The organism is Kitasatospora sp. MAP5-34, assembly GCF_029894335.1.
In the GTDB taxonomy this organism is placed as follows: Bacteria; Actinomycetota; Actinomycetes; order Streptomycetales; family Streptomycetaceae; genus Kitasatospora.
Genome location: NZ_JARXZC010000020.1, coordinates 61,325 through 83,902 on the forward strand (window position 1 = coordinate 61,325; position 22,578 = coordinate 83,902).

28 protein-coding genes are annotated in these 22,578 nt (G+C 71.3%); 3 read left to right on the forward strand and 25 right to left on the reverse strand.

The features are described from left to right. Nucleotides 1-348 precede the first annotated feature (348 nt). The 16 genes from P3T29_RS18015 to P3T29_RS18090 form a co-directional block, all read right to left on the reverse strand. Entirely contained in the window at nt 349-1,080 is a 732-nt protein-coding gene (locus P3T29_RS18015; protein ID WP_280717578.1) for a VIT1/CCC1 transporter family protein, read from the reverse strand. A 214-nt stretch (nt 1,081-1,294) separates the two neighbouring features. Then, on the reverse strand, nt 1,295-2,206 hold the full coding sequence (lgt, locus tag P3T29_RS18020; RefSeq protein WP_280717514.1) for a prolipoprotein diacylglyceryl transferase: 912 nt from the start codon (nt 2,204-2,206) through the stop codon (nt 1,295-1,297). Nucleotides 2,207-2,334: 128 nt separating this feature from the next. After that, nucleotides 2,335-3,225, reverse strand: coding sequence for a thioredoxin domain-containing protein (locus tag P3T29_RS18025; protein WP_280717515.1), 891 nt, complete (start codon nt 3,223-3,225; stop codon nt 2,335-2,337). A 94-nt stretch (nt 3,226-3,319) separates the two neighbouring features. Further along, entirely contained in the window at nt 3,320-3,835 is a 516-nt protein-coding gene (locus P3T29_RS18030; protein WP_280717516.1) for a MauE/DoxX family redox-associated membrane protein, read from the reverse strand. A 159-nt stretch (nt 3,836-3,994) separates the two neighbouring features. Beyond that, complete coding sequence (locus P3T29_RS18035) at nt 3,995-4,252, reverse strand: hypothetical protein (protein ID WP_280717517.1); 258 nt, start codon at nt 4,250-4,252, stop codon at nt 3,995-3,997. Between the two features lie 319 nt (nt 4,253-4,571). Then, complete coding sequence (gene trpA / locus P3T29_RS18040; protein ID WP_280717579.1) at nt 4,572-5,378, reverse strand: tryptophan synthase subunit alpha; 807 nt, start codon at nt 5,376-5,378, stop codon at nt 4,572-4,574. Between the two features lie 2 nt (nt 5,379-5,380). Next, entirely contained in the window at nt 5,381-6,610 is a 1,230-nt protein-coding gene (gene trpB / locus P3T29_RS18045) for a tryptophan synthase subunit beta (RefSeq protein WP_280717519.1), read from the reverse strand. Between the two features lie 212 nt (nt 6,611-6,822). Next, nucleotides 6,823-7,632 (reverse strand): indole-3-glycerol phosphate synthase TrpC, encoded by an 810-nt coding sequence (trpC, locus tag P3T29_RS18050; protein ID WP_280717520.1) that lies wholly within the window; start codon nt 7,630-7,632, stop codon nt 6,823-6,825. Between the two features lie 289 nt (nt 7,633-7,921). Further along, entirely contained in the window at nt 7,922-8,371 is a 450-nt protein-coding gene (locus P3T29_RS18055; RefSeq protein ID WP_280717521.1) for a DUF2752 domain-containing protein, read from the reverse strand. A 175-nt stretch (nt 8,372-8,546) separates the two neighbouring features. Further along, a complete protein-coding gene (locus tag P3T29_RS18060; RefSeq protein ID WP_280717522.1) occupies nt 8,547-8,816 on the reverse strand; it encodes an HGxxPAAW family protein in 270 nt (89 codons plus the stop codon). 139 nt (nt 8,817-8,955) lie between these two features. Next, entirely contained in the window at nt 8,956-9,585 is a 630-nt protein-coding gene (locus tag P3T29_RS18065; RefSeq protein ID WP_280717523.1) for a TIGR02234 family membrane protein, read from the reverse strand. Nucleotides 9,586-9,619: 34 nt separating this feature from the next. Then, the gene (locus P3T29_RS18070; RefSeq protein ID WP_280717524.1) at nt 9,620-10,180 is read right to left on the reverse strand and encodes a Uma2 family endonuclease; all 561 of its coding nucleotides are present in this window, start codon (nt 10,178-10,180) and stop codon (nt 9,620-9,622) included. 40 nt (nt 10,181-10,220) lie between these two features. After that, nucleotides 10,221-11,735 carry an anthranilate synthase component I gene (locus P3T29_RS18075; RefSeq protein WP_280717525.1) on the reverse strand — a complete coding sequence of 505 codons (1,515 nt, stop codon included), beginning with the start codon at nt 11,733-11,735 and terminating at the stop codon, nt 10,221-10,223. Nucleotides 11,736-11,778: 43 nt separating this feature from the next. Further along, a complete protein-coding gene (gene hisI / locus P3T29_RS18080) occupies nt 11,779-12,153 on the reverse strand; it encodes a phosphoribosyl-AMP cyclohydrolase (RefSeq protein ID WP_280717526.1) in 375 nt (124 codons plus the stop codon). A gap of 34 nt (nt 12,154-12,187) precedes the next feature. After that, nucleotides 12,188-12,658: a hypothetical protein gene (locus P3T29_RS18085; protein WP_280717527.1), complete on the reverse strand. Its 471-nt coding sequence runs from the start codon at nt 12,656-12,658 to the stop codon at nt 12,188-12,190. An 85-nt stretch (nt 12,659-12,743) separates the two neighbouring features. Next, nucleotides 12,744-13,409, reverse strand: coding sequence for a hypothetical protein (locus P3T29_RS18090; RefSeq protein ID WP_280717528.1), 666 nt, complete (start codon nt 13,407-13,409; stop codon nt 12,744-12,746). 197 nt (nt 13,410-13,606) lie between these two features. Here P3T29_RS18090 and P3T29_RS18095 point away from each other — a divergent pair, with 197 nt between their 5' ends. Next, nucleotides 13,607-14,329: a hypothetical protein gene (locus P3T29_RS18095; protein WP_280717529.1), complete on the forward strand. Its 723-nt coding sequence runs from the start codon at nt 13,607-13,609 to the stop codon at nt 14,327-14,329. A gap of 79 nt (nt 14,330-14,408) precedes the next feature. On the opposite strand, the gene P3T29_RS18100 is transcribed toward P3T29_RS18095, so the two are convergent. After that, nucleotides 14,409-16,175 (reverse strand): hypothetical protein, encoded by a 1,767-nt coding sequence (locus tag P3T29_RS18100; RefSeq protein ID WP_280717530.1) that lies wholly within the window; start codon nt 16,173-16,175, stop codon nt 14,409-14,411. Beyond that, nucleotides 16,172-16,486, reverse strand: a complete 315-nt coding sequence (locus P3T29_RS18105) for a type VII secretion target (RefSeq protein ID WP_280717531.1) — start codon at nt 16,484-16,486, stop codon at nt 16,172-16,174. The genes P3T29_RS18100 and P3T29_RS18105 overlap by 4 nt, the downstream gene beginning before the upstream one ends. A 216-nt stretch (nt 16,487-16,702) precedes the next feature. On the opposite strand from P3T29_RS18105, the gene P3T29_RS18110 reads away from it, so the two are divergent. After that, complete coding sequence (locus P3T29_RS18110; RefSeq protein ID WP_280717532.1) at nt 16,703-17,248, forward strand: hypothetical protein; 546 nt, start codon at nt 16,703-16,705, stop codon at nt 17,246-17,248. Nucleotides 17,249-17,263: 15 nt separating this feature from the next. Beyond that, nucleotides 17,264-17,899: a TIGR03085 family metal-binding protein gene (locus tag P3T29_RS18115; protein WP_280717533.1), complete on the forward strand. Its 636-nt coding sequence runs from the start codon at nt 17,264-17,266 to the stop codon at nt 17,897-17,899. 316 nt (nt 17,900-18,215) lie between these two features. Here P3T29_RS18115 and P3T29_RS18120 read toward each other — a convergent pair whose 3' ends face one another. The 7 genes from P3T29_RS18120 to hisB form a co-directional block, all read right to left on the reverse strand. Next, on the reverse strand, nt 18,216-19,049 hold the full coding sequence (locus P3T29_RS18120; protein ID WP_280717534.1) for an inositol monophosphatase family protein: 834 nt from the start codon (nt 19,047-19,049) through the stop codon (nt 18,216-18,218). A gap of 110 nt (nt 19,050-19,159) precedes the next feature. Next, complete coding sequence (hisF, locus tag P3T29_RS18125) at nt 19,160-19,930, reverse strand: imidazole glycerol phosphate synthase subunit HisF (protein ID WP_280717535.1); 771 nt, start codon at nt 19,928-19,930, stop codon at nt 19,160-19,162. After that, nucleotides 19,927-20,418: a RidA family protein gene (locus P3T29_RS18130; RefSeq protein WP_280717536.1), complete on the reverse strand. Its 492-nt coding sequence runs from the start codon at nt 20,416-20,418 to the stop codon at nt 19,927-19,929. Before P3T29_RS18130 ends, hisF begins: the two co-directional genes overlap by 4 nt. Continuing rightward, nucleotides 20,415-21,140 carry a bifunctional 1-(5-phosphoribosyl)-5-((5-phosphoribosylamino)methylideneamino)imidazole-4-carboxamide isomerase/phosphoribosylanthranilate isomerase PriA gene (gene priA / locus P3T29_RS18135; RefSeq protein ID WP_280717537.1) on the reverse strand — a complete coding sequence of 242 codons (726 nt, stop codon included), beginning with the start codon at nt 21,138-21,140 and terminating at the stop codon, nt 20,415-20,417. The genes P3T29_RS18130 and priA overlap by 4 nt, the downstream gene beginning before the upstream one ends. 38 nt (nt 21,141-21,178) lie before the next feature. After that, the gene (hisH, locus tag P3T29_RS18140; protein WP_280717538.1) at nt 21,179-21,814 is read right to left on the reverse strand and encodes an imidazole glycerol phosphate synthase subunit HisH; all 636 of its coding nucleotides are present in this window, start codon (nt 21,812-21,814) and stop codon (nt 21,179-21,181) included. 21 nt (nt 21,815-21,835) lie between these two features. Beyond that, nucleotides 21,836-21,988 carry a hypothetical protein gene (locus P3T29_RS18145; RefSeq protein ID WP_280717539.1) on the reverse strand — a complete coding sequence of 51 codons (153 nt, stop codon included), beginning with the start codon at nt 21,986-21,988 and terminating at the stop codon, nt 21,836-21,838. Continuing rightward, nucleotides 21,985-22,578 carry an imidazoleglycerol-phosphate dehydratase HisB gene (hisB, locus tag P3T29_RS18150; RefSeq protein ID WP_280717540.1) on the reverse strand — a complete coding sequence of 198 codons (594 nt, stop codon included), beginning with the start codon at nt 22,576-22,578 and terminating at the stop codon, nt 21,985-21,987. Before hisB ends, P3T29_RS18145 begins: the two co-directional genes overlap by 4 nt.

The window sequence follows — 22,578 nt, forward strand, 5'->3', positions numbered from 1 at the left end:
GCTGCCACCAGTGTGCCCGGGCCGGACGGCAGCGAAACAGGGGCGAAATCCCCCGTCCACATTCCGGAATCGGCACCACCTAGGATTCCACCCCCGGCAACCGACCGCCAGGCACGAATCTGTGGGCCAACTCGTCCACTGGCGAGGTTAGGCCAGGTCAACGGGCTTAACCCATGTGCGGAACGTCACGCATCCACCGGCATACCCATGCAGCACCCTGTCACATCGCACGAACCCATCCGGGTGGCTAACCACAAGGGGCGCGGCGAACTGCGCGACCAGCCACGCACCTCGTAGTGCCCTGGTCACACAGCTCCCCGCGCCCCGATGGGACCCGCACGGCGCGGACTAGCCGACGTGCCCGCCGATGAGAAGACCCAGCACGTACGTCACGCCGGCCGCCGCGCCACCCAGCAGCAGCTGCCGCAGACCACTGAACCACCAGGCCCGGGCCGTCACCCTGGCCACCACCGCGCCGCAGACGAAGAGCCCGATCAGCGACAGCACCAGCGCCGGCACCAGCGAGGTGGCACCCAGCAGGTACGGCAGCAGCGGCAGCAGCGCGCCCAGCGCGAAGCAGACGAACGAGGAGGAGGCGGCCACCAGCGGCGACGGCAGGTCGTGCGGGTCGATGCCGAGTTCCTCGCGGGCGTGGATCTCCAGCGTCTGGTCCGGGTCCGCCGAGAGCTGCCGGGCGACCTCGTGGGCGAGCGCGGGCTCGACGCCGCGCGACACGTACAGCTGCGCCAGCTCGGCCAGCTCACCGTGCGGGTTGCGGCTCAGCTCCAGGCGCTCGGCCTCGATCTCCGCCTCGACCAGCTCGCGCTGCGAGGCGACCGAGGTGTACTCCCCCGCCGCCATCGAGCAGGCACCGGCGGCCAGCCCGGCCAGGCCGGTCAGGATCACCGCGCTGTTGCCGACGTTGCCACCGACCACGCCCGTCATCAGCGCGAAGTTGGACACCAGGCCGTCCATCGCACCGAAGACGGCGGGGCGCAGCCAGCCGCCGTTCACGTCCCGGTGGTGGCCCTCCACGGGTATCCGGGGCTTGGGCTGCTCGTCGGCAACGGGCTCGGCAATGGTTGTGCTCACGGTGTTACAGCCTCCGAATAGATGTCCCCCCGGCGGTGGGCCGGCCCGGCCCGGGCCGTGCTGGTGGCCGCCCGCAGGGCTCTCACTCTGTTGAACGTAGTCGGATGGACTGGCACATTCCAGCAAAGTAAGGCTGTCCGAACAGCGCGAAGGCCGCCGCCAGACAAGCTGGCAGGCGGCCCGGACGCGGCGCGGAGGCAGGTCAGGAGTGGTTCTTCAGGTCCTTGTCCAAGTCCTTCTCCAGGGCCTGGTCATTCTCGTCGGACTGGGTCAACTCGGGCTCGTGGGCGGCCGGATCGATCGAGTCGGGGGCCTCCCGTCCGGGGCGCTTGCGGCCCACGATCAGCAGGTAGGCCATCGCGCCGGCGAAGACCACGATCGAGGTCCAGTCGTTGAGCCGCAGGCCCAGGATGTGATGCGCCTCGTCGATCCGCAGGTACTCGATCCAGGCCCGGCCCACGGTGTACGCGGCGACGTACAGCGCGAAGGCGCGGCCGTGGCCGAGGGTGAACCGGCGGTCGGCCCAGAGCACCAGCAGCGCCACGCCGACGCACCAGAGCGACTCGTAGAGAAAGGTCGGCTGGAAGATGCCGTCGGTGATCGTGCCGTCGGGGTTGACCTTGTGGATGTGCAGACCCCAGGGCAGCGTGGTCGCCTTGCCGTAGAGCTCCTGGTTGAACCAGTTGCCCCAGCGGCCGCAGGCCTGCGCCAGCGCGATGCCCGGCGCGATGGCGTCGGCGTACGCGGGCAGCGGGACCCCTCGGCGGCGGCAGCCGATCCAGGCACCGACCGCGCCGAGCGCGATGGCACCCCAGATGCCGAGGCCGCCCTCCCAGATCTTGAAGGCGTTCCACGGGTCCTTGCCGGGCCCGAAGTACAGCTGGTTGTCGGTGATCACGTGGTAGAGGCGGCCGCCGACCAGGCCGAACGGCACCGCCCAGACGGCGATGTCACCGACCGTGTGCTTGGCACCGCCCCGGGCGACCCAGCGCTTGCTGCCGAGCCAGACGGCCACGACGACACCGATGATGATGCAGAAGGCGTACGCGCGCAGCGGGACTGGCCCCAGATGGAGGACGCCTCGCGACGGGCTCGGAATGTAAGCGATATTCATGGCAAGGTCGACGCTACCGTGCGCGCGCCGCTGATCTGGCACCGGCGCCGGTCACAGCTTGCGAACAGACGGCCCGCCGCACCCCGGAGCGGGGTACGGCGGGCCGTCGTCGTCCGGGGTGCGGCGCCTCAGGGGGACGGCGTGGCGCTCGGCTGCGCTGTGCTGCTCGGTGCGGTGCTGCCGCTCGGTGCGGCGGTGCTGCTCGGGGCCGGGCTGGCGGACGCGGCTCCCGTGGTGCCCAGGGGCTTGCCCTGGTTGGCCGCGTCGATCCACTTGACCAGGTTGTCCGGGCTGATCTCCTCGTCGCCCTTCTTCGGGTAGATCGGGGTGCCGTTCAGCAGGATGGTCGGGGTGGACTTGTAGCTGGACTTGTCGAAGTCCTGCTGCACCGCCGACACCCAGCCGCTGTACTTGTTGCTGTTGACGCAGCTCTCGAAGACCGGGGTGTCCAGGCCCGGGACCTGCTTGGCCAGGCTGATCAGCGTGGCGTTGCTGCCGAAGGCGTCCGAGGTCTCGTCGGGCTGGTTCTTGTAGAGCACGTCGTGGTAGTCGCGGAACTTGCCCGCGTCCTGGGCGCAGGCCAGCGCGTTGGCGCCGAGCTTGGAGCCCTTGCCGCCGAGCGAGCGGTCGATGAACGAGACCAGGTGGTAGTTGTTGTACACCTTGCCCTGGTCCTGCAACTGGTCGACGGTGGCCGAGAACTGACGCTCGAACGCACCGCAGGCCGGGCAGCGCGGGTCCTCGTAGACGGTGAGCACGGACGGCGCGTTGGCGGGGCCGTCCGGGATCACCAGGTTCTTCGGGCCGATCGCGCCGACGGGTGCGGAGACCGGGGTCTCCGGCTTGGAACGCTGGTTCTGCACCACCACGCCGACCACCGCCGCGATGGCGACGACCGCCAGCACGACGCCGCTGACCACCAGTTTCCTGTTGCGCCTGCTACGGGCCTCCTCGGCCGCCCGCTCCTCCTGCATCCGCTCGCGGGCGGTGCGCTTGCCTTCTCGGTTCTTCTCACTCATTGCTCGGTACGTCCAAGGTGGGGGCCGATGGATTTCTGTTGCGGTGGGGCGGGAGTGCGGCGGGCACGCGGCGAGGGTGCCGCCACCTGGGTCGCTACATGGCGAGCCAGGCGTCGACCGAGAGCTTCGTCCGGGGCCGGAACGCCAGCCAGGCCGCCATCAGCAGGAAGCCGGTGTCGCGCAGGATCTCCTGCAGGTACTCGGTCTGGGAGGCGGCGACCGCCCCGCCGCCACCGAAGCAGCCGCAGTCGATCGAGATGCCGCGCGCCCAGGCGGAGCTGATCCCGCCGATGAAGGTGAGCAGCAGCAGGCCGGAGATGACGGCGACGGCCCGCACCCCCAGCCCGACCGCCAGCAGCAGGGCCAGCGCGAGTTCCAGGAACGGCAACGCGTACCCGACCGGCTTCACCAGCGATTCGGGGAGGATCTCGTAGGCCCGGACGGCCTGTGCGGCCGCAGCGGGGTCGGAGACCTTCGCCAACCCCGCCCAGGCCCAGACCACCGCGAGGCCGAGCCGGACGGCCAGGCCGAACCACTCCCCCGCCGGCCCGTCCACCGCACGGCGCAGCGAGAAGCCGCCGCGCGGCTCCGACATCTGCCCACCGGCCATCTGGATACCCCCTCGGAGTCACGTCCTGGCGTGGCCGCACGCACGCCACCTGATGAACCGTAGGGGATGAGGGGCAGTTCCTCCACATTCGCGCGTTAAGCCTAATGAGTGACGGATCTGAGTGTATGTCCGATTATTTCCAGCATCGGCCGACCGCCCTCAACGGTCCCCCGGGAGGCAGTGGCGTCTCACCCGCACGGTGGTCAACTCCGGCCTGCCGTCACTCTGCGACCGGCCGGCCCGCTCCGCCGTGGCCAGCCGGGCCACCTCACCGCACACGTACGCCTCCCGCTCGGCGCGCTCCGCACCCCGCCTGGCCAGCGCGTGTCCGACCGCGGCCTCCGCGCCGACCGCTGCGGTCAGCGCCAGGACGGCGGCAGCGGCCCGCAGGACGACTGCCCGCTGGAGGACCGGCACCGGCAGCTCCTTCGATAGGTCTCGGCGGTCGCTCGACCGCCCGGCATTGGTTGAACAGTGCACGAACCACGCGAGGCGGAGAGCACCTCAACTCGTCCCTCCACTCAACGCCGGTCAATCCCCACTGATGCGTGGCGGCCTCACTGTTCACTCGTACGGGGCCACCGACTTGCCAACACGCCTGGGAAACCACAAGGGGCGCGGGGAACTGCGCGAAGCGGAGGGCACCGGCCGGTGCCTTCCGATCTCGCGCAGTTCTCCCCCAGCCTTCGGCCGGGAGGTACCCCCACACGCCCCTGTTGTGACTGGTTGCCCCCGGCTACCTGCGGCGGACGCCCTCCGCGAGTTCGCCGGCCAGTGCGCGGACGGCGGTCAGGGCGGCGGCCTCGTCACCGTCGGCGTCCAGGATCCGCTGGACGAACGCGGAGCCGACGATCACGCCGTCCGCGAAGCCCGCCACCCGGGCCGCCTGGTCGGCGGTGGAGACGCCGAGGCCGACACAGACCGGCAGGTCGGTGGTGGCCCGGGTACGGGCGACCAGGTCCTCGGCGAGGTTGCCGACGGCCGCCCGGGTGCCCGTCACGCCCATCACGGCGGCCGCGTACACGAAACCGCTGCCGGCGGCCGTGACCTCGGCCAGACGCGGGTCCTTGCTGCTGGGGGCGACCACGAAGACGGTGTCCAGGCCGTGCTCCCCGGCGGCCTTGCGCCACTCCTCGGACTCCTCGACCGGGAGGTCGGGCAGGATGCAGCCCGCTCCCCCGGCGGCGGCCAGGTCGGCGGCGAAGCGGGCGACGCCGTACCGGTCCACCGGGTTCCAGTACGTCATGACCAGCACCGGCGCGTCGGTGCCCGCCGCCACCTCGGCGACGGTGCGCAGCACGTCCTTGATCCGGACGCCGCCGCGCAGCGCGATGTCGTCGGCGGTCTGGATGGTCGGACCGTCCAGCACCGGGTCGGAGTGCGGGAGGCCGACCTCGACGATGTCGCAGCCGCCCTCGATCAGGGCCCGGGCCGCCTTGATGCCGCCCTCGATCGTCGGGAACCCGGCCGGGAGGTAGCCGATCAGGGCCGCGCGGTTCTCGGCCTTGGCGGCGGCGAGGGTCTGGCTGAGCTTCGAGCCCATGGTCACTTGCCCTCGCTGTCGTAGAGGCCGAAGTACTCGGCGGCGGTGTGCATGTCCTTGTCGCCACGACCGGAGAGCGAGACCAGGATGGTCGCCTCCGGGCCCAGCTCGCGGCCCAGCACCAGGGCGCCGGCCAGCGCGTGCGCGCTCTCGATGGCCGGGATGATGCCCTCGGTGCGCGACAGCAGCCGCAGCGCCTGCATCGCCTGGTCGTCGGTGACCGGGCGGTACTCGGCGCGGCCGGTGTCCTTGAGCCAGGCGTGCTCGGGGCCGACGCCGGGGTAGTCCAGGCCGGCCGAGATCGAGTGCGACTCGATGGTCTGGCCGTCCTCGTCCTGCAGCACGTACGTCCGGGAGCCGTGCAGCACGCCCGGGTCGCCCTTGGTGAGGGTGGCGGCGTGCCTCGGGGTCTCCGCGCCCTCGCCGGCCGCCTCGCAGCCGATCAGGCGGACGCCCGCGTCCGGGATGAACTCGTGGAAGATGCCCATCGCGTTGGAACCACCACCGACACAGGCGACCACGGCGTCCGGCAGCCTGCCGGTGCGCTCGAGGACCTGTTCGCGGGCCTCGATGCCGATGACGCGGTGGAAGTCGCGGACCATCATCGGGAAGGGGTGCGGGCCCGCCACCGTGCCGAACAGGTAGTGGGTCGAGTCGACGTTGGCGACCCAGTCCCGGAACGCCTCGTTGATGGCGTCCTTGAGCGTGCGGCTGCCGGACTTCACGGCGATGACCTCCGCGCCGAGCATCCGCATCCGGGCCACGTTGAGCGCCTGGCGCTCGGTGTCGACCTCGCCCATGTAGATGGTGCAGTCGAAGCCGAAGAGCGCGCAGGCGGTCGCGGTGGCGACCCCGTGCTGTCCGGCGCCGGTCTCGGCGATGATCCGGGTCTTGCCCATCCGGCGGGTCAGCAGCGCCTGGCCGAGCACATTGTTGATCTTGTGCGAGCCGGTGTGGTTCAGGTCCTCGCGCTTGAGCAGGATGCGCGCACCACCCGCCTCGGCGGAGAACCGGTGCACATCGGTGAGCGGGCTCGGGCGCCCGGTGTAGTCCTTGAGCAGGGCGTCCAACTCGGCGGCGAACGCCGGATCGGCCTTGGCCTTCTCGTACTCCTCGGCGACCTGCTCGACGGCGGCGACCAGCGCCTCCGGAATGAAGCGGCCGCCGTACGCGCCGAAGTAGCCCCGGGCGTCGGGGACTTGGGTGCCCGGCTGGTAATCGTTCTCGGACATGGCAGAAGTCCTTGGGTGTGATCGAGCAGCGACAGTGACTCGGAACGGCCTTCTCAGCCGTGAGTCCCGCGCCATCGGCTGCCCGGCACCTGGCCAGGCTCGCAGCCGATCACGTACCGCACCCGCCGCCCCAGCACCCGACGCGCGGGCGCGCGGCAGCCGCGCGGGCGGCAACCGGGAGCGAGACGGGTGGACAGTGACATGGCTGTTGCTCAGCCCCGCCCGTGACGCAGCGCGGGGTGGGCACCGGCGGCGACCAGGTCCGCGACGGCGGCCTTCGGGTCCTTGCCGGTCACCAGCGACTCGCCGACCAGGACCGCGTCGGCGCCGAGGTTGGCGTACGCGATCAGGTCGTGCGGGCCGCGCACACCGGACTCGGCGACCTTGACGACGTGCGCCGGGATGGCGTCGACCACGTTGCCGAAGGTGTTGCGGTCCACCTCGAGGGTCTTGAGGTTACGGGCGTTGACGCCGATGATCCGCGCTCCGGCGTCGACCGCGCGGGCGATCTCCTCCTCGTCGTGGACCTCGACCAGCGGGGTGAGCCCGATGGACTCGGCCCGCTCGATCAGCGAGACCAGGGCCGGCTGGTCGAGCGCCGCGACGATCAGCAGCGCGAGGTCGGCGCCGTGGGCGCGGGCCTCCCACAGCTGGTACGCGGTGACGATGAAGTCCTTGCGCAGCAGCGGGGTGTCCACTGCGGCGCGGACGGCGTCGAGGTCGGCGAGCGAGCCGCCGAAGCGGCGCTGCTCGGTCAGCACGCTGATCGCGGCCGCGCCACCGGCGGCGTAGTCCGCCGCGAGGGCGGCCGGGTCGGCGATCGCCGCGAGCGCGCCCTTCGAAGGGCTGGAGCGCTTGACCTCGCAGATCACCCGGACACTGTCACCGCGCAGCGCGGCGACACCGTCCTTGGCCTCGGGTGCCTTGGCTGCCAGCTCCTTGAGCTCGTCCAGGGTGACCCGGGCCTGTCGCTCGGCGAGGTCCAGGCGAACCCCGTCGATGATCTCGTCAAGCACGCTCACGCGGGTGCCCCCACTCATTCTGCTAGGCATTCGGCCAGCTGTGCCGGGGGCGGTGAGTCCTCCGGCCTGGCGGATCCAGTCAAGTCCACAGGTGCGCTCCGCACGGATCGGTGAGGATCCTGTCCCGATGCGCTCCCGTCGGCCCTTCGATGGTATCGGGCACAGGGGGCGCGAAGCGCATCGGACCGGCGCGCGTCTCGGAGAGCGGACCGGCGCGCGTTCCATTCGTACGCTCCGGTGGCGCTCGCACGCCGTGGCGGCACTGCCGTACGCCTCCCGCCCGTCGGTTCTAAGCCGTCGGCGGAGCCAGACCGGCCCCGGCCGGGAGATTGCGGAAGATCATGAAGAGCGCGAGCACCAGCACGAGCCCGGCGGTCTGCCTGGCGCTGACGGTGAAGCCCGGCGGCCGGCCCCCCGTCAGCGCGGCCCAGAGCCAGCGCAGCCAGAGCACCCCCAGCACTCCCGCCAGCACCAGGACCAGCAGGTTGTCGTGACCCGCCGTGGTGAGGTCGCCGTGGGCGAGGGCGTGCACGGCCCGCAGCCCGCCGCAACCCGGGCACCACCAGCCGGTGGCCCGCAGCACGGGACAGGTCGGGTAGTGGCCCGGAGCGTTCGGGTCCACGGCCGCGACGTACAGCGTGGGTACGCCCACCGCCGCCAACGCGGCGAGCGGACGGCTGAGCCGCCGCAGCACCGAGGACGGCGGGGCGGCGGGCTTCGGAGCGGCGGGAACGTTCACGCCGCTGATTCTTCCCTGCCGCTACGCCGGACACCCGTACGCCGAACGGCGGCGTGGCGTGCGATCCGCCCACGGTGTCGTTCTGCGTACGGGTGTCGGGGGCGGGCCTGAAGCTCAGTGACAGGGAAGCTCAGTGCCCGGTCAGGCTCAGGAGCTGGTCCGGCTCAGTGCCCGGTCAGGCTGCCGCGACGGCGGCGGGCTGCTCGGCGGCAGCCGCGGCCTTGGCCATCGCGTGCTGCGCCAGGTGGCCGTGGGCCGGCTTGCCGAGCCCGGCCATCGACATCGCCTTGCCGATCACGCCGGCGAGCACGACGACGACCATGCCGACCCAGAAGAGCCAGACCATGGGGATGATCATGGCGACACCGCTGACCGTGAAACCGACGAAGGCGATGGTCACGCCGGTCCAGGCTGCGGGGTTGTGGCCGTGCGCTGCTGCCGACATCTCTGGTACTCCTTGGTTCTACGAGGCCCTGCCGGGCTGCGCGGGGCGCGCAGTGGGGGCGCCCCGACCGGAGGCCGGGGAGGGTTGACGTCTCCCATTGTGCCGGGCCGGTGCGACCGACCCCAAGCGGGGTCCGGGGTCAGCCGGTGGGATCTTCGCCACGGTCGAGCGCCTGCCAGAGTTCGGCCGGGGTCCCCGTGGCCGCGGCCGACCGCTCGCGGGCCTTCACCTTCCGGGTCGGGGCGTCGTACCTGGCGCCCATCGCGGGCCAGCCGCGCCCGTCCCGCGCGGTCAGCAGGCCCGCCAGCGCCAGCAGCAGCCCACCGGCCAACGCCACCCACGGCCAGGCCGTGTGACCGACCTGCTCCGCCTGCGCGCTGACCAGCGCGAGCTTGCGCGCGGCCTCCGAGTCCAGCGCCCCGGTGTCGGCGGCCCCGAGCCCGGCCGAGACGGCCACCCCGAGACCAGACAGCACCACCAGGACCCCGACCGCGATCCGCCCCGCCCCCCGGACGGCGAACACCGCCACGGCGGCGGCCAGCGCAACCAGCGCCAGCCCACCGGGCAGCCCGGAGATGGCACTGCCGGTGACAGTGACCTCCAGCTGCCCCCCGGCCTTCCCCTCCGCCCAGGTCCGCCCGACGGCGGTCAGCACCAGGACGGCCCCGAGCGCGGTCAGCAGCAGCATCAGCCCGAGGCTGCGGCGGCCTGCGGGGGCCGGTACGGCCGCAACGGGCTCGTCTGTACGAGGAGAAGGCAGCGTGGTCACCCGTCCACTATCCCTGACGCCCCGGGCCGACCCGTCAGCTGGGGTCCCTCGGGAAACCGTCGGTGCGGATCACGATCTCCCGGCCTTCGAGCTGCAGCCGCAGGTCTTCGCCGAAGGGCACCTGCTCGCTGTCCTCGTACCTGCCGGAACGCTGCGGTGCACGGTGGACCGTGCACACGGCCTCGGCCGGATCGATGACCACGTAGGTCGGAATCCCGCACTCGGCGTACAGCTTGAGCTTCTTGACGAAGTCGTTGTCCTGGTTCGACTTTGCGACGACCTCGAGCACGGCTTCGAGGTCGTGCCACTCGTAACGGCCCCGACTGTTGTGCTCCGCCCCCGGGGCGACGACAGCGAGGTCGGGCGCGTAGCCGTACAGAGTGGACGGGAAATCCACCATGACGTCGGACAGAATGTCACCCCTGCCCGCCAGTTGCGCCTCGATCTGCGGGGCCGCCTTGAGGATGACCTTCCACTGGGCCATACCCTGTGGCGTCATGATGATCTTCCCGTCCGTGATCTCCACCCGGTAGCCGCGTGGGAGCTTGAAGCCCTCCACAGCATCCCAAGCGCTCTCCGTGGTCATCGCGGTCATCTCCGACGCCTTCCTGTGCGACCAGACATCCCGGCGCCTCTCACGATAGCGGCGAGCGCAGCGTGTTGGCCGTGGCGACGGCGCGCAGGACGGCGGCGGCCTTGTTGCGGCACTCGGTGTCCTCGCTCTCCGGGTCGGAGTCGGCGACCACGCCGGCACCCGCCTGGACGTAGGCGGTGCCGTCGCGCAGGAGTGCGGTGCGGATGGCGATGGCGGTGTCGGAGTCGCCCGCGAAGTCGAGGTAGCCGACGCAGCCGCCGTAGAGGCCCCGGCGGGTGGGTTCCAGCTCCTCGATGATCTGCATCGCGCGCGGCTTCGGCGCGCCCGAGAGGGTGCCGGCCGGGAAGCAGGCGGTGAGGACGTCGAAGGCGGACCGCCCCTCGGCGACCCGGCCGGTGACGGTGGAGACGATGTGCATCACATGGCTGTACTTCTCGACCGACATGAAGTCGACCACCTCGACACTGCCCGGCTCGCAGACCCGGCCCAGGTCGTTGCGGCCCAGGTCGACCAGCATCAGGTGTTCGGCCCGCTCCTTGGGGTCGGCGAGCAGTTCGGTGGCGAGTTCGGCGTCCTCGTGCGGGTTGGCGCCCCGGTGCCTGGTCCCGGCGATCGGATGCACCATCGCCTGACCCCCCGCCACCTTGACCAGCGCCTCCGGGCTGGAGCCGACCACGTCGAAGCCGCCGTCAGCCGTGCCGTCCGGACCCGGGAAGCGGAAGAGGTACATGTAGGGGCTCGGGTTGGTGGTGCGCAGAACGCGGTAGACGTCGAGCGCCGAGGCCGGGCAGGGCGCCTCGAAGCGCTGCGAGGGGACGACCTGGAAGGCCTCGCCGGCCCGGATCCGCTCCTTGATCTCCAGTACGGCGGCCCGGTACGGCGCTCCGCCGAAGGGTGAGTGGGCGTCAACGGCGGTGGGGGTGAAGGTCGCCAGGCCCGGGTCGACCGGGCGGGCGAGGTCGGATTCCATGGCGTCGAGGCGGGCGACGGCGTCCGCGTACGCCTCGTCCACGCCGCTCGCCAGGTCGTTCTGGTTCACGGCGTTGGCGATCAGCAGCACCGAGCCGTCCGAGTGGTCCAGGACGGCCAGATCGGTGGCGAGCAGCATCGTGAGCTCGGGGAGCTTCAAGTCGTCCGGGGTCAGCTCGGGCAGCTTCTCCAGGCGGCGGACGATGTCGTAGCCGAGGTAGCCGACCAGGCCACCGGTGAGCGGCGGGAGGCCGTCGTCGGCGTGGCGCGGGGTGTGCAGCGCCGTCAGGGTGGCCCGCAGCACCTCCAGCGGGTCGCCGTCCACCGGGATGCCGACCGGCGGCGCGCCCTGCCAGCGGGCGTTGCCGTCCGGGTCGACGGTGAGGGCGGCCGCGCTGCGGACGCCGACGAAGGAATACCGGGACCAGGTGCCCTGCTCGGCCGACTCCAGCAGGAAGGTCCCCGGGCGTTCGTCGGCCAGACTCCGGTACAGGCCGATGGGGGTGAGGCCGTCCGCGAGGAGCCGGCGGGTGACCGGGATGACCCGGGTGTCTACGGCGAGCTTGCGGAAGGCCTCAAGGTCCATGGGATTCAGCACCGTTCAGGGTTGGTGGACAGTGTGGAGAAGATTACCGAGCGAGCGGCAGGACGTCTTCGTCGAAGCAGGTCCGCGCGCCGGTGTGGCAGGCCGCGCCGACCTGGTCGACCTGGACGAGCAGGGTGTCGCCGTCGCAGTCCAGCGCGACCGCCTTGACGTGCTGGAAGTGACCGGAGGTGTCGCCCTTGACCCAGTACTCGCTACGGCTGCGGCTCCAGTAGGTGCAGCGGCCGGTGGTCAGGGTGCGGTGCAGCGCCTCGTCGTCCATCCAGCCGAGCATCAGCACCTCGCCGGTGTCGTGCTGCTGCGCGACGGCAGGGAGCAGGCCGTCCTCGGTGCGCTTGAGGCGGGCGGCGATGGCGGGATCGAGGGCGGTGCTGCCGGGGGCGGCGGGTGTGGTGGACATGCGCCCATTGTCGCAGCCCACGTCCGACGCTCGGCTACTCCGAGCTCGCGCACCCGTCCGGCCAGACCACCTGCACGTACAGCCCGGCCCGCCGCGCGGCCGCCACCACCTCGGCGGCCTCGCTGCCGGGGCGGCCGTCCCAGACGGCGATCACCTCGTCGACCATGCCCACCAGCGCCCGGCAGGTGTCGTCGCCGAACCCGCCCAGCTCGACGGGTGCCAGCCGGTGCACGGCGTTGGCCTCGTTCAGCAGCCGCTGCCGCGTCCTGCTGCCGGGCCCCGCGAAAGCTCCGGCCCGGCCGGCGCTCGCCGAGACGATGACCTCCACCTTGCCGCCGTGGTCGAGCACCGCCTGCGCGAACCACGTCTCCGGGCCCTCCCGCAGACAGGTCACACCGATCAGCTCGTAACTGCCGAAAACCGTTACCAGCTGCCACATTTCGCCGCGCACCAGCATCTCGGTGATCTCCGAGAGACCCTCGTGCCCGATGATTCCGACTCGCATCAGATACCTCTTGATCCGGGTCGTGCCGTGCGAAGCCTACGGCCTGGCCGGCCGTCGGCGCAGCCCCCGTCCCGCCCCCGGATCGTCAGACCTTCCCGGGCGTGTGCGGGCCGAGGCAGGCGAGGTAGTGGTAGGTCTTGCCGTTGTAGTGGTAGATGCCGTTGTAGCTGCCGATCGCGCCGGGCACATTGCTGCAGCTGGAGAGCAGCACGGACTCGTACCGCTTGAGGACGACCGAGTCCGCCTCGGCGGACGAGCAGCTGACGATCTTCGAGTCGTTGGACGGGGAGTACTTGAGGCAGTCTCCGACCCGCGCACCGTGACCGGTGCCGGAGGCGGACTTCCAGAAGCCAACCACGACCGCGATGACGATCACAGCGGCGGCGACCCCGAAGAAGGTCTTCGCCTTCCAGCTGAGGCCCTGCTTGGTCGGCGGCGGCGGGACCGGCGCTCCGTAGCCGGGCTGGCCGTATCCCTGCTGACCGTAGCCCTGTTGACCGTATCCCTGCTGACCGTACAGCGGCTGGCCGTAGCCGGGCTGACCGTTCGGCTGCTGACCGTACGCCGGCCCGGGGAAGGCCGGCTGGCCGTAGGCAGGCGGGGGCTGGCCGCCCGAACCGTACGGCTGGGCCGGCGGTTGCAGCTGTGGTTGCGGCTGCGGTTGTGCGGGCGGATAGCCGTACTGCGGCTGCCCGGGCTCCGGCGGGCCGTACTGCGGCGGGCCGAACGAGTGGGGCGGTGGTGTGGTCATCAGATCCCCCGAAAAGTGACTGCGATTATGTCGGCACCTTAGCGATCCGAACACCGGCCCGGGTGCCGATCCCCCGACGGTGCGTAATCGGCCTGCGATAGCTTTTCATGGACGACACCTGCGAACACCAGTTGCGAACACCAGTACAGCGACCGCCGCCACCGAGCCGGCTGCGGCCGGATCGAGGAGGACCTCGTTTGAGCACCTACCAGCAGCAGCCCGGGTGGACCCCTGGGTGGGGTGGCGCCCCCGCACCCCTCGGGCACCCCGCACTGCAGCAGACCGCAGCTCCGCACCTGCGCCCGGGCGAGGCGCTGCTCGGCGTGTTCGCGATCGCCCTCGACCCGCTCCTGCCGCTCTACAGCGTCAACTGGGAGCAGACCGGAAGCGACCTGCTGTGGGCGCCGGTGCGGCTGCTCGTCCGGTTCCTGCGCGGTTTCTGGCGGGGGCTCTGCACCTACTTCATGCCCCGCTGGCTGGTGGAGATCCTGATGCCCGACCTGCTGTACCGCCGGCCGTACGGGCTGCGCCTGGAGCGGCGGGCGTACCGCGCGATCCGGCGCCCGCTGCACGGCGGCTCCTGGAGCGGCGGCGAGAACAGCATGGCCTGGGCGGTGTGGAAGGCCGTCCGGACCACCCCGGGCGAGACCCTCAAGGCCGACCACGACGACTTCACCCTGGTGCTGACCGACCAGCGGATGCTGCTCCTGAGCCGGATGTGGGGGCACGAGCGGCACGAGACCTACCGCGCCACCGGCCTGCTCGAACTGCCGCGCGGCACCTACGGGTTGCGCCGCGACACACCCAACTCGATCGTCACCCGCCGACTCGACCTGAGCTTCAGCGACGGCTCGTGGATCGCGCTCGACCTGCAGAGCAGCGACGAGGCGGAGCAGGGGCTGAAAGCCCTGCTGGGCTGATCGACCCGCTCAGTTCCAACCCGCCCGCAACACCCGGGACGAGGGGGCACCGTGACCGCCACGGTGCCCCTTCGCGGCGTCAGCCGAAGGCCTGCTCGATCCGGGACGTGTCGACCCGGTACGGCGCGGGTTCGGTCTCGACACCCATGTCGTGCGCGAGTTCGCCCTCGACGGCGGACTTGTTGGTGTCGCTGGTGAGGCCGGCCTGGGCCGCTCCCCAGGCCGACTTGCCGGCCGCCCCGCCGAGGCCCTTGAAGCTCAGGTCGCCGGTCTGCACCGGGTCGTCCGAGCCGATGCCGAGCGCGTCCTTGACCCCGTCCTGGGCCAGACCCGTCAGCTTGCCGTCGGCGATCGAGACGCCCTTGCGGACCGCGTAGTCCTTCAGGCCGTCCCCGACGCCCGAGAGCGACCGGTTCTTGAAGGCGTCCTTGCCCAGCTTGCCGAGACCGTCGCCGGCCTTCTCGAAGTCCCGGAGTTCCTGGGCCGCGGCCTTGACCTTCTTGAGGTCGCCGAGTGCCTTCTTGGCCGTCTCGACGTTCCGCACCGCCTTCACGGCGGAGCCCAGTTCCTTGAGCGCCTTCAGGAGCTTCTCGAGAGTCTCGGCCAGCTTGGTGGACACCCGGGCGACCCGGGCCACGTAGACCGCGATCTCGCCCTCGGTGAGCAGCGCGTCGGCGATGACGCCGATACCCGCCGTGAAGACGGCGATCACGGCCTCAGCGGCCAGCGAGGCGATCAGTGCCTCGATCGCCTCGCTGATGATCTCGATGACCATGCCCTCGGCCATCGCGCACTCCTGGGCGCACTGGCCGATGATCTGCGCCGTCTGGAGCATCCCGTCGGCGGTGGAGTCGAGGGCCTCGACCACCTCGCCCATGTGACGCCCGAAGGAGTCCGACGCGGCGCCCTCCCACTGCCCGGCCAACTGCTGGGCACCGACCCGCAGTTGCTCCGACACCAGCTGCGCGTCCTTCGCCCGTGCCTGCCACTCCTGGGCAGCGGCGTTCAGCTGCGCGAGGTCACCGGTGACCTTCTCCAGCTCGTCCATCAGGCCGGACTTCTCGAGCGCGTACTGGACGGCCTCGTCCAGCATCCCGCCCAGTCCGCCCCTGGAGGGGTGGGTGGCCTCGGCGATCGGAGCCATCGGCGCCGGGGGGCTCGCCTGGGCCCAGGCGTAGGCGTTGCTCCCGGACGACATGGAGACCTGCGGAATCGACGGTCCCTGGTAGGGGCCGCCGCTCATGTACGGACCGCCCGCCGCGCCGACCACGCCGCCCGCCACCGCTCCGACGCCCCCGCCGGCGGCCGCCCCGGCCGCCCCGGTCCCGCCGTCACCGAGCGAGTCCAGACCCGTGGAGGGCCCGCCTTCGCCACCGACCCCGCCACCGGCCTCGCCACCGGCCGCTCCACCGCCGTCACCGCTGCCTTCGCCCCCGGCGGCACCGCCGCCTTCACCGCCGGCGCCCTCACCGTCCTTCCCGAAGAGCTTCTCGTTGGTCCAGTCGCCGGCCTTCTCCCCGACCTTCGTGCCGACCTTGTCCTTGAAGCTCTCGCCCGCCTTCTGCGCGAGGCCCGCGAACAGGCCCTGCTTCGGCTCGCCGCCCGCCTCGCCGTCATCTCCGGGCGTGGGCGCGGGTTCGGGTGCCGGTTCGGGCGCGGGTGCGGGTGCGGGGTCCTCGCCCCTCGGCACCGTGGGGTGGTGGTGCACGACGGGCTCGGTGGGCTGGGCCGGTCCGCCGCCCCAGGAGTGGCCGGGCTGCCGGGGGTCGACCGGCCGGTGCTCGGGTTCCGGCTCCCGCGTCGGCGTGTGCCCGTGCGCGTGCTCAGCCGTGTGGTGCGTGCTCACTGTCCGCCCCCGAGACCTGCGCTGATCGCCTGATCCTGCTCGGCGTAGTTCTGCGCTGTGTAGTTGAGCCCGTCGGCAGTGCCTGTCAGGGCCTGCACGAGGTCATTGAGATTCTGGCTGCTCGCACTGGCGTGCTCCTGGTAGACCTGTGCCAGATTCTGGGCGTTCGGCAGGTGCCCGAAGGCGTCTGCCGATATGGCGATCCCAGCTGTCGCCGACTGGATCTGCCCCAGCTGCTCGGACTGCCCTGTGACCGTTGCCGCATATCCGCTGATCGCTCCGGGTTGTACCCGGAACCCCGTGTCCCCCATGGCAAGTGTCCTTCATATAGCCGCTATTCAGCGGCTTATCCTACTGACGCACCATCCACCAGGAGTACCAGGGTCGGCTACCCGCCAGGAACCTGCACGCCACCCGCACAGGTCTGCGGACCGCCCCGAACGGAACCCGCGAATCCGTGGCGCCCCCCGCGCCGGGCCACCAGAATGGGCGGTGACGGGTGGGCGGATTGAGGGGGACGGTCGGGGATGACAGACGAGCCGGTGAAGGAGCGTCCGCGCCGCGCCCGGACGGCGGTGGTCGTGGCCGCCGTGCTGGCGGTGGCCGTCGGCGCGACGGTGCTGCTCTGGCCGGACCCGGGAACGAAGAAGGCCGCACTGCCGCACCCCCCGCCACCGCCCAGCACGTCGAGCACCCCGTCGCCGAGCCCGACGAAGGTGCTGCCGTACCCGTACTTCCTGCCGGGTACGTGCTTCGACCACCCGCAGCTGAGCACGGTGATCACCCGGGCCGAGGCCCGGCCGTGCGAGCAGCAGCACGACGGCGAGGCGATCTCGGACATCGTCCTGCCGGAGGGCCTGACCAGCGACACCCAGATCGGCCGGGCACTGCGCGAAGCCTGCAAGGCACCGCTCGCGCAGTGGGAGCAGCGCCAGGGCGGCGGCGGCCCGTACTACGGCTTCCCGCTCGGCCCCTACCTCCAGTACTACAAGGCGGGCCTGCGCGACGCCACCTGCACCATGACGGCCAGCGACCGGCAGGGCGGCCGGAAGCTGACGGGTCAGCTGCGTTAGGTCTATCTTGACGGGATGTCGAACTTCGCCCGTACGGAACGTCAGCGGCTCGCCGGACTGCTCGCGACGGCCGGCCCCGACGCCCCGACCCTCTGCGCGGGCTGGACCACCAGGGACCTGGCCGCCCACCTGGTGCTGCGGGAGCGGCGGGCCGACGCGGCGCCCGGAATCCGGGTGAAGGCACTCGCGGGCTGGACGGCGAAGGTGCAGGCGGGCTACGCGGCGCGCCCGTACGAGGAGTTGGTACGGGTCTTCCGCTCGGGGCCGCCCCGGCTCTCGCCGTTCGCGCTGCGCGCGGTGGACGAGGCCGCGAACACCGTGGAGTACTTCGTGCACGCGGAGGACGTCCGGCGGGCGGGCGCGTGGGAGCCGCAGCAGGTCACAGCAGAGCTGGCCGACGCACTCTGGAAGCGGCTGCCGCTGCTGGCCCGCTTCGAGGCCGGTCGGCGAACTCCGGCACAACTGGTACTGCGCACCCCGGACGGCCGGAGCCTGACCGTCGCCCACAAGACCGGGCCGACGGTCCAGATCACGGGCGAGCCGGGCGAGTTGGTGCTCTTCGCCTTCGGCCGGGGCAAGCAGGCCGACCTCCAGGCGGACGGACCGGCCGAGGCCGTGGCGGCACTACGCGCAGCACTGCCACTGCCGTAGGCAGCCGCCCCGACTACCTGAGCGGATCCTGCGGCGGGCCGGGCTTCCCGGACGGCGGAGGCGGATTCGCAGGACCGGGCGGCGGCGCGGGCTTACCCCCGGGCAGGTTCGTCGGCGCCTGCGACGGGGACGCTGCGGGCTCAGTGTGCGCTCCCCACCCTCGACATCCTCCGGAGCGCCCGGAGACGGCGGCGAGCAGGCGGGCGGCCGGTTGCCCTCCCGGGGCCCCTTCGTTCCACGCCTACCTCCCGGCCAGGACGGCCCCTTGGCACCCGGCGGCGGTGTCCGGCTCACGGTGCTTCCTCATTCCTGTCGGTCACAGTCGCAAGAGATCGCCACGAATATCACAGTCCTGGCTTCCGGTGCGGATCATCGACATCAGCTGCCCGTGGGTTTCGGCGTCGGCGGCCACGACAAGTCCACGGCCTGCCTGGCCGATCGGGGCACCGTCGATCCCGGTGACCACACAGCCGGCGGCCTGGCACAGGGCGATGCCGGCGGCGAAATGCACGCTCCCGGACAGGTCGCCGCCGTCGGTGACGTACGCGGCGCGCTTACCGGCGGCGACCCAGGCCAACGCCAGCGTCGTGGACACGACTCGCGGCCGGAACCGCTCGACGAACCCGGGGTGCGCCAGCAGGTCCACGGCCCGGAAGCCGGGCGCGCTCGGGAAGGGCGGATCCAGGTTGACATCCACCAACCGGGTGGCGGACGTGGGCGCCAGCTGTGCCTCGGTCCCGTCGTGCCGAACCCTGGCGGTCTCACCGTCGGTGAAGAACACCTCGCCGCTGAACGGGTCGGCCACCGCCGCCGCCCCGCCGCGCAGTGCCACGTTGACGGCTACCAGCATGTTGCCGACGGCGTAGTTCAGCGTGCCGCACAAGGGATCCACCAACCACTGGCGCACAACTCCGGCGGCACCCTGCTGCCCGCCCTCCTCGCCGAGCACCGCATCATCGGGCCGAGCGGCACGGATGACGCCGAGGATCGTCTTCTCCGCCTCGACATCGGCGGCGGTGGCGAAGTCCCCCGCGCCCTTGTCGATCCGCGTGAGCCGCCGGCCGTACAGGTCGCGCACCACGTCCGCGCCGGCACGTGCCGCAGCTATCGCAACGCCGGCATCGTCAAGGCTCGCGCATGAGTTGATCATGTCGTGCAGAATATCGGCCGGGCTCTGCTCGTCGTGGGGAAGCGCCGAACCCCCGCACCGCTCCCCACGCCCGGTCAAGGGCCTGGAGCAGTACGGGGGTTCAGATTGGTCTACCGAACAGGGTGGCCGGCCTCGCGGAGAGCGGTCTTGACCTCGCCGATGCGCAGGTCGCCGAAGTGGAAGACGCTGGCGGCGAGGACCGCGTCGGCGCCGGCCTCGACGGCCGGGGCGAAGTCGGCGAGCCTGCCGGCTCCGCCGGAGGCGATGACGGGGACGGAGACGGCCTTGCGGACGGCGCGGATCATCTCCAGATCGTAGCCGTCCTTGGTGCCGTCGGCGTCCATCGAGTTGAGCAGGATCTCGCCCGCGCCCAACTCCGCTGCGCGGCCCGCCCATTCGACGGCGTCCAGGCCGGTGCCCTGACGGCCGCCGTGCGTGGTGACCTCGTAGCCGGAGGCCGTCTCGGTGCCCGGCGGGCAGCGGCGGGCGTCCACCGAGAGCACCAGGACCTGGCGGCCGAAGCGCTGGGCGATCTCGCGGATCAGCTCCGGCCGGGCGATGGCGGCGGTGTTGACGCCGACCTTGTCCGCGCCGGCCCGCAACAGCCGGTTGACGTCCTCGACAGCGCGGATGCCGCCGCCGACGGTGAGCGGGATGAATACCTGCTCGGCGGTGCGGCGGACCACGTCGTAGGTGGTCTCCCGGTCGCCGGAGGAGGCGGTGATGTCGAGGAAGGTCAACTCGTCGGCGCCCTCGGCGTCGTAGAGCTTGGCCATCTCGACCGGGTCACCGGCGTCGCGCAGGTTCTGGAAGTTGACGCCCTTGACCACCCGGCCGTTGTCGACGTCGAGGCAGGGGATCACACGTACTGCGAGGGTCACGACTTGCCTTCCAAGGGCTGTGCGAGAGGTTGGGCGAGCGGCTGTGACAACGGCTGGGCGAGCGAGGTTGCAAGCCCGGGGCGGTGGGCCTCGATCTCGACCTCGACCATCATCCGGGAGTCGATCAGGCCCTCGACCACGACCATGGTCGACACCGGGCGGATCGCGTCGAAGAGCTTCTTGTGCGCCCGGCCGACCTCGTCGGTGTCCCGGACGTGGGTGAGGTACATCCGGGTGCGGATCACGTCGGCGGGCGAAAGCCCGTACTGGGCCAGGGCTTTGAACGCCACACCGAACGCGGCCAGTGCCTGGTTGTACGGATCGCCCTCGTGCTGGACCATCCCGTCGTCCCAGGCGGTGGTACCCGCCACGTAGACGAAGTCCCCGGCCGTCACGGCGCGGGCGAAGCCGAACTGGTCCTCCCAGGGGGACGTGCCGGAGACCCAGTGGGTGCGCGGGTTCGGTGTGACGGCCGGGTGCTCGGTCATCGGGATACAGCCTCCAGGGCCTCTTCGAGGGTGAACTTCTGCTCGTAGAGGGCCTTGCCCACAATGGCGCCCTCGACACCTGCGGCGACGAGCGTGGCGATGGCGCGCAGGTCATCGAGCGAGGAGACGCCGCCGCTGGCGACCACGGGCTTGTCGGTGGCGGCGCATACGTTGCCCAGCAGCTCCAGGTTGGGGCCGGTGAGGGTGCCGTCGCGGTTGACGTCGGTGACGACGTACCGGGCGCAGCCCTCGGAGTCGAGGCGGGCCAGCACCTCGTAGAGGTCGCCGCCGTCGCGGGTCCAGCCACGGCCGCGCAGGGTGGTGCCGACCACGTCGAGGCCGACGGCGATCTGGTCGCCGTGCTCGGCGATGACCTTGGCGACCCACTCGGGGCTCTCCAAGGCGGCGGTGCCGAGGTTGACCCGGGTGCAGCCGGTGGCGAGGGCGGCGGCGAGCGACTCGTCGTCGCGGATGCCGCCGGAGAGCTCGACCTTGATGTCGAGCGCACCGGTGACCTCGCGCAGCAGGTCACGGTTGGTGCCGGTGCCGAAGGCGGCGTCCAGGTCGACCAGGTGCAGCCACTCGGCGCCGGCGTTCTGCCAGGCCAGCGCAGCCGCAAGGGGCTCGCCGAAGGAGGTCTCGGTGCCGGACGCGCCCTTGACCAGGCGGACGGCCTGGCCGGCCCGGACGTCGACGGCGGGGAGGAGTTCGAGGCGGCTCATGGAGTTACAACTCTCCAGGTCTCAGAGGGTGTCGAGGATCAGAGGGTGTTGACCCAGTTGGTCAGCAGGGCGGCACCGGCGTCGCCGGACTTCTCGGGATGGAACTGGGTGGCCCAGAGCGGGCCGTTCTCGACTGCGGCGACGAACGGCTGCCCGTGGGTGGTCCAGCTGACCAGCGGCGCGTTGATCTTCTCGTTGGTCACCTCCAGCTCCCAGTTCCGGACGCCGTAGGAGTGCACGAAGTAGAAGCGCTCGTCGTCCGGGAGCCCGGCGAACATCCGGCTGCCCTCGGGCCTGACCACGGTGTTCCAGCCCATGTGCGGGACGATCGGCGCGTCAAGCGGCTCGACCGCGCCGGGCCACTCGTCGCAGCCTGCGGTCTCGACACCGTGCTCGACGCCGCGCTCGAACAGGATCTGCATGCCGACGCAGATGCCGAGCACCGGACGCCCGCCCGCGAGCCGGCGTCCGATGATCACATCGCCGCGGACGGCCTTCAACCCGCGCATGCACGCCTCGAAGGCGCCGACGCCGGGGACGAGCAGACCGTCCGCGTCGAGTGCGGTCTGGAAGTCGGAGCTGACGGTGACCGTCGCACCCGTGCGCTCGACGGCGCGCTGGGCGGAGCGGAGGTTGCCCGACCCGTAGTCGAACACCACGACGTTCTTTGACATGGGAATTCCGGGTTCCAGTCTCTAGAGGCGCATGACGCCGGCGCCGAGGCACATCACCGCGCCGATCGCGAGCACGGCGATGACGCCCTTGGGCAGCTTCTGCTTCCAGAAGGAGATGACGCCGCCGGCCAGGAAGAGCCCGACGATGATCAGCAGTGTTGCGGCTTTGCTCACAGCGCACCCTTGGTCGAGGGGAGGATGCCCGCCGCGCGCGGGTCGCGCTCGGAGGCGTAGCGCAGAGCACGCGCGAGGGCCTTGAACTGGCACTCGACGATGTGGTGCGCGTTGCGACCGTACGGTACGTGCACGTGCAGCGCGATGGCGGCCTGGGCGACGAAGGACTCGAGTATGTGCCGGGTCATCGTGGTGTCGTACGAGCCGATCATGGGCGCCATGCCCTCGGGCTCGGTGTGCACCAGGTACGGGCGGCCGGAGAGGTCCACGGTGACCTGGGCGAGCGACTCGTCCAGCGGGACGGTGCAGTTGCCGAAGCGGTAGATGCCGACCTTGTCGCCGAGCGCCTGCTTGAAGGCGGCGCCGAGCGCGAGGGCGGTGTCCTCGATGGTGTGGTGGGTGTCGATGTGCAGGTCGCCGTCGGTCTTGATGGTGAGGTCGAAGAGTCCGTGGCGGCCGAGCTGGTCGAGCATGTGGTCGTAGAACCCGACGCCCGTGGAGATGTCGGTCTTGCCGGTGCCGTCGAGGTCGATCTCGACGAGGACCGAGGTCTCCTTGGTGGTGCGCTCAACGCGTCCGATGCGGGTCAT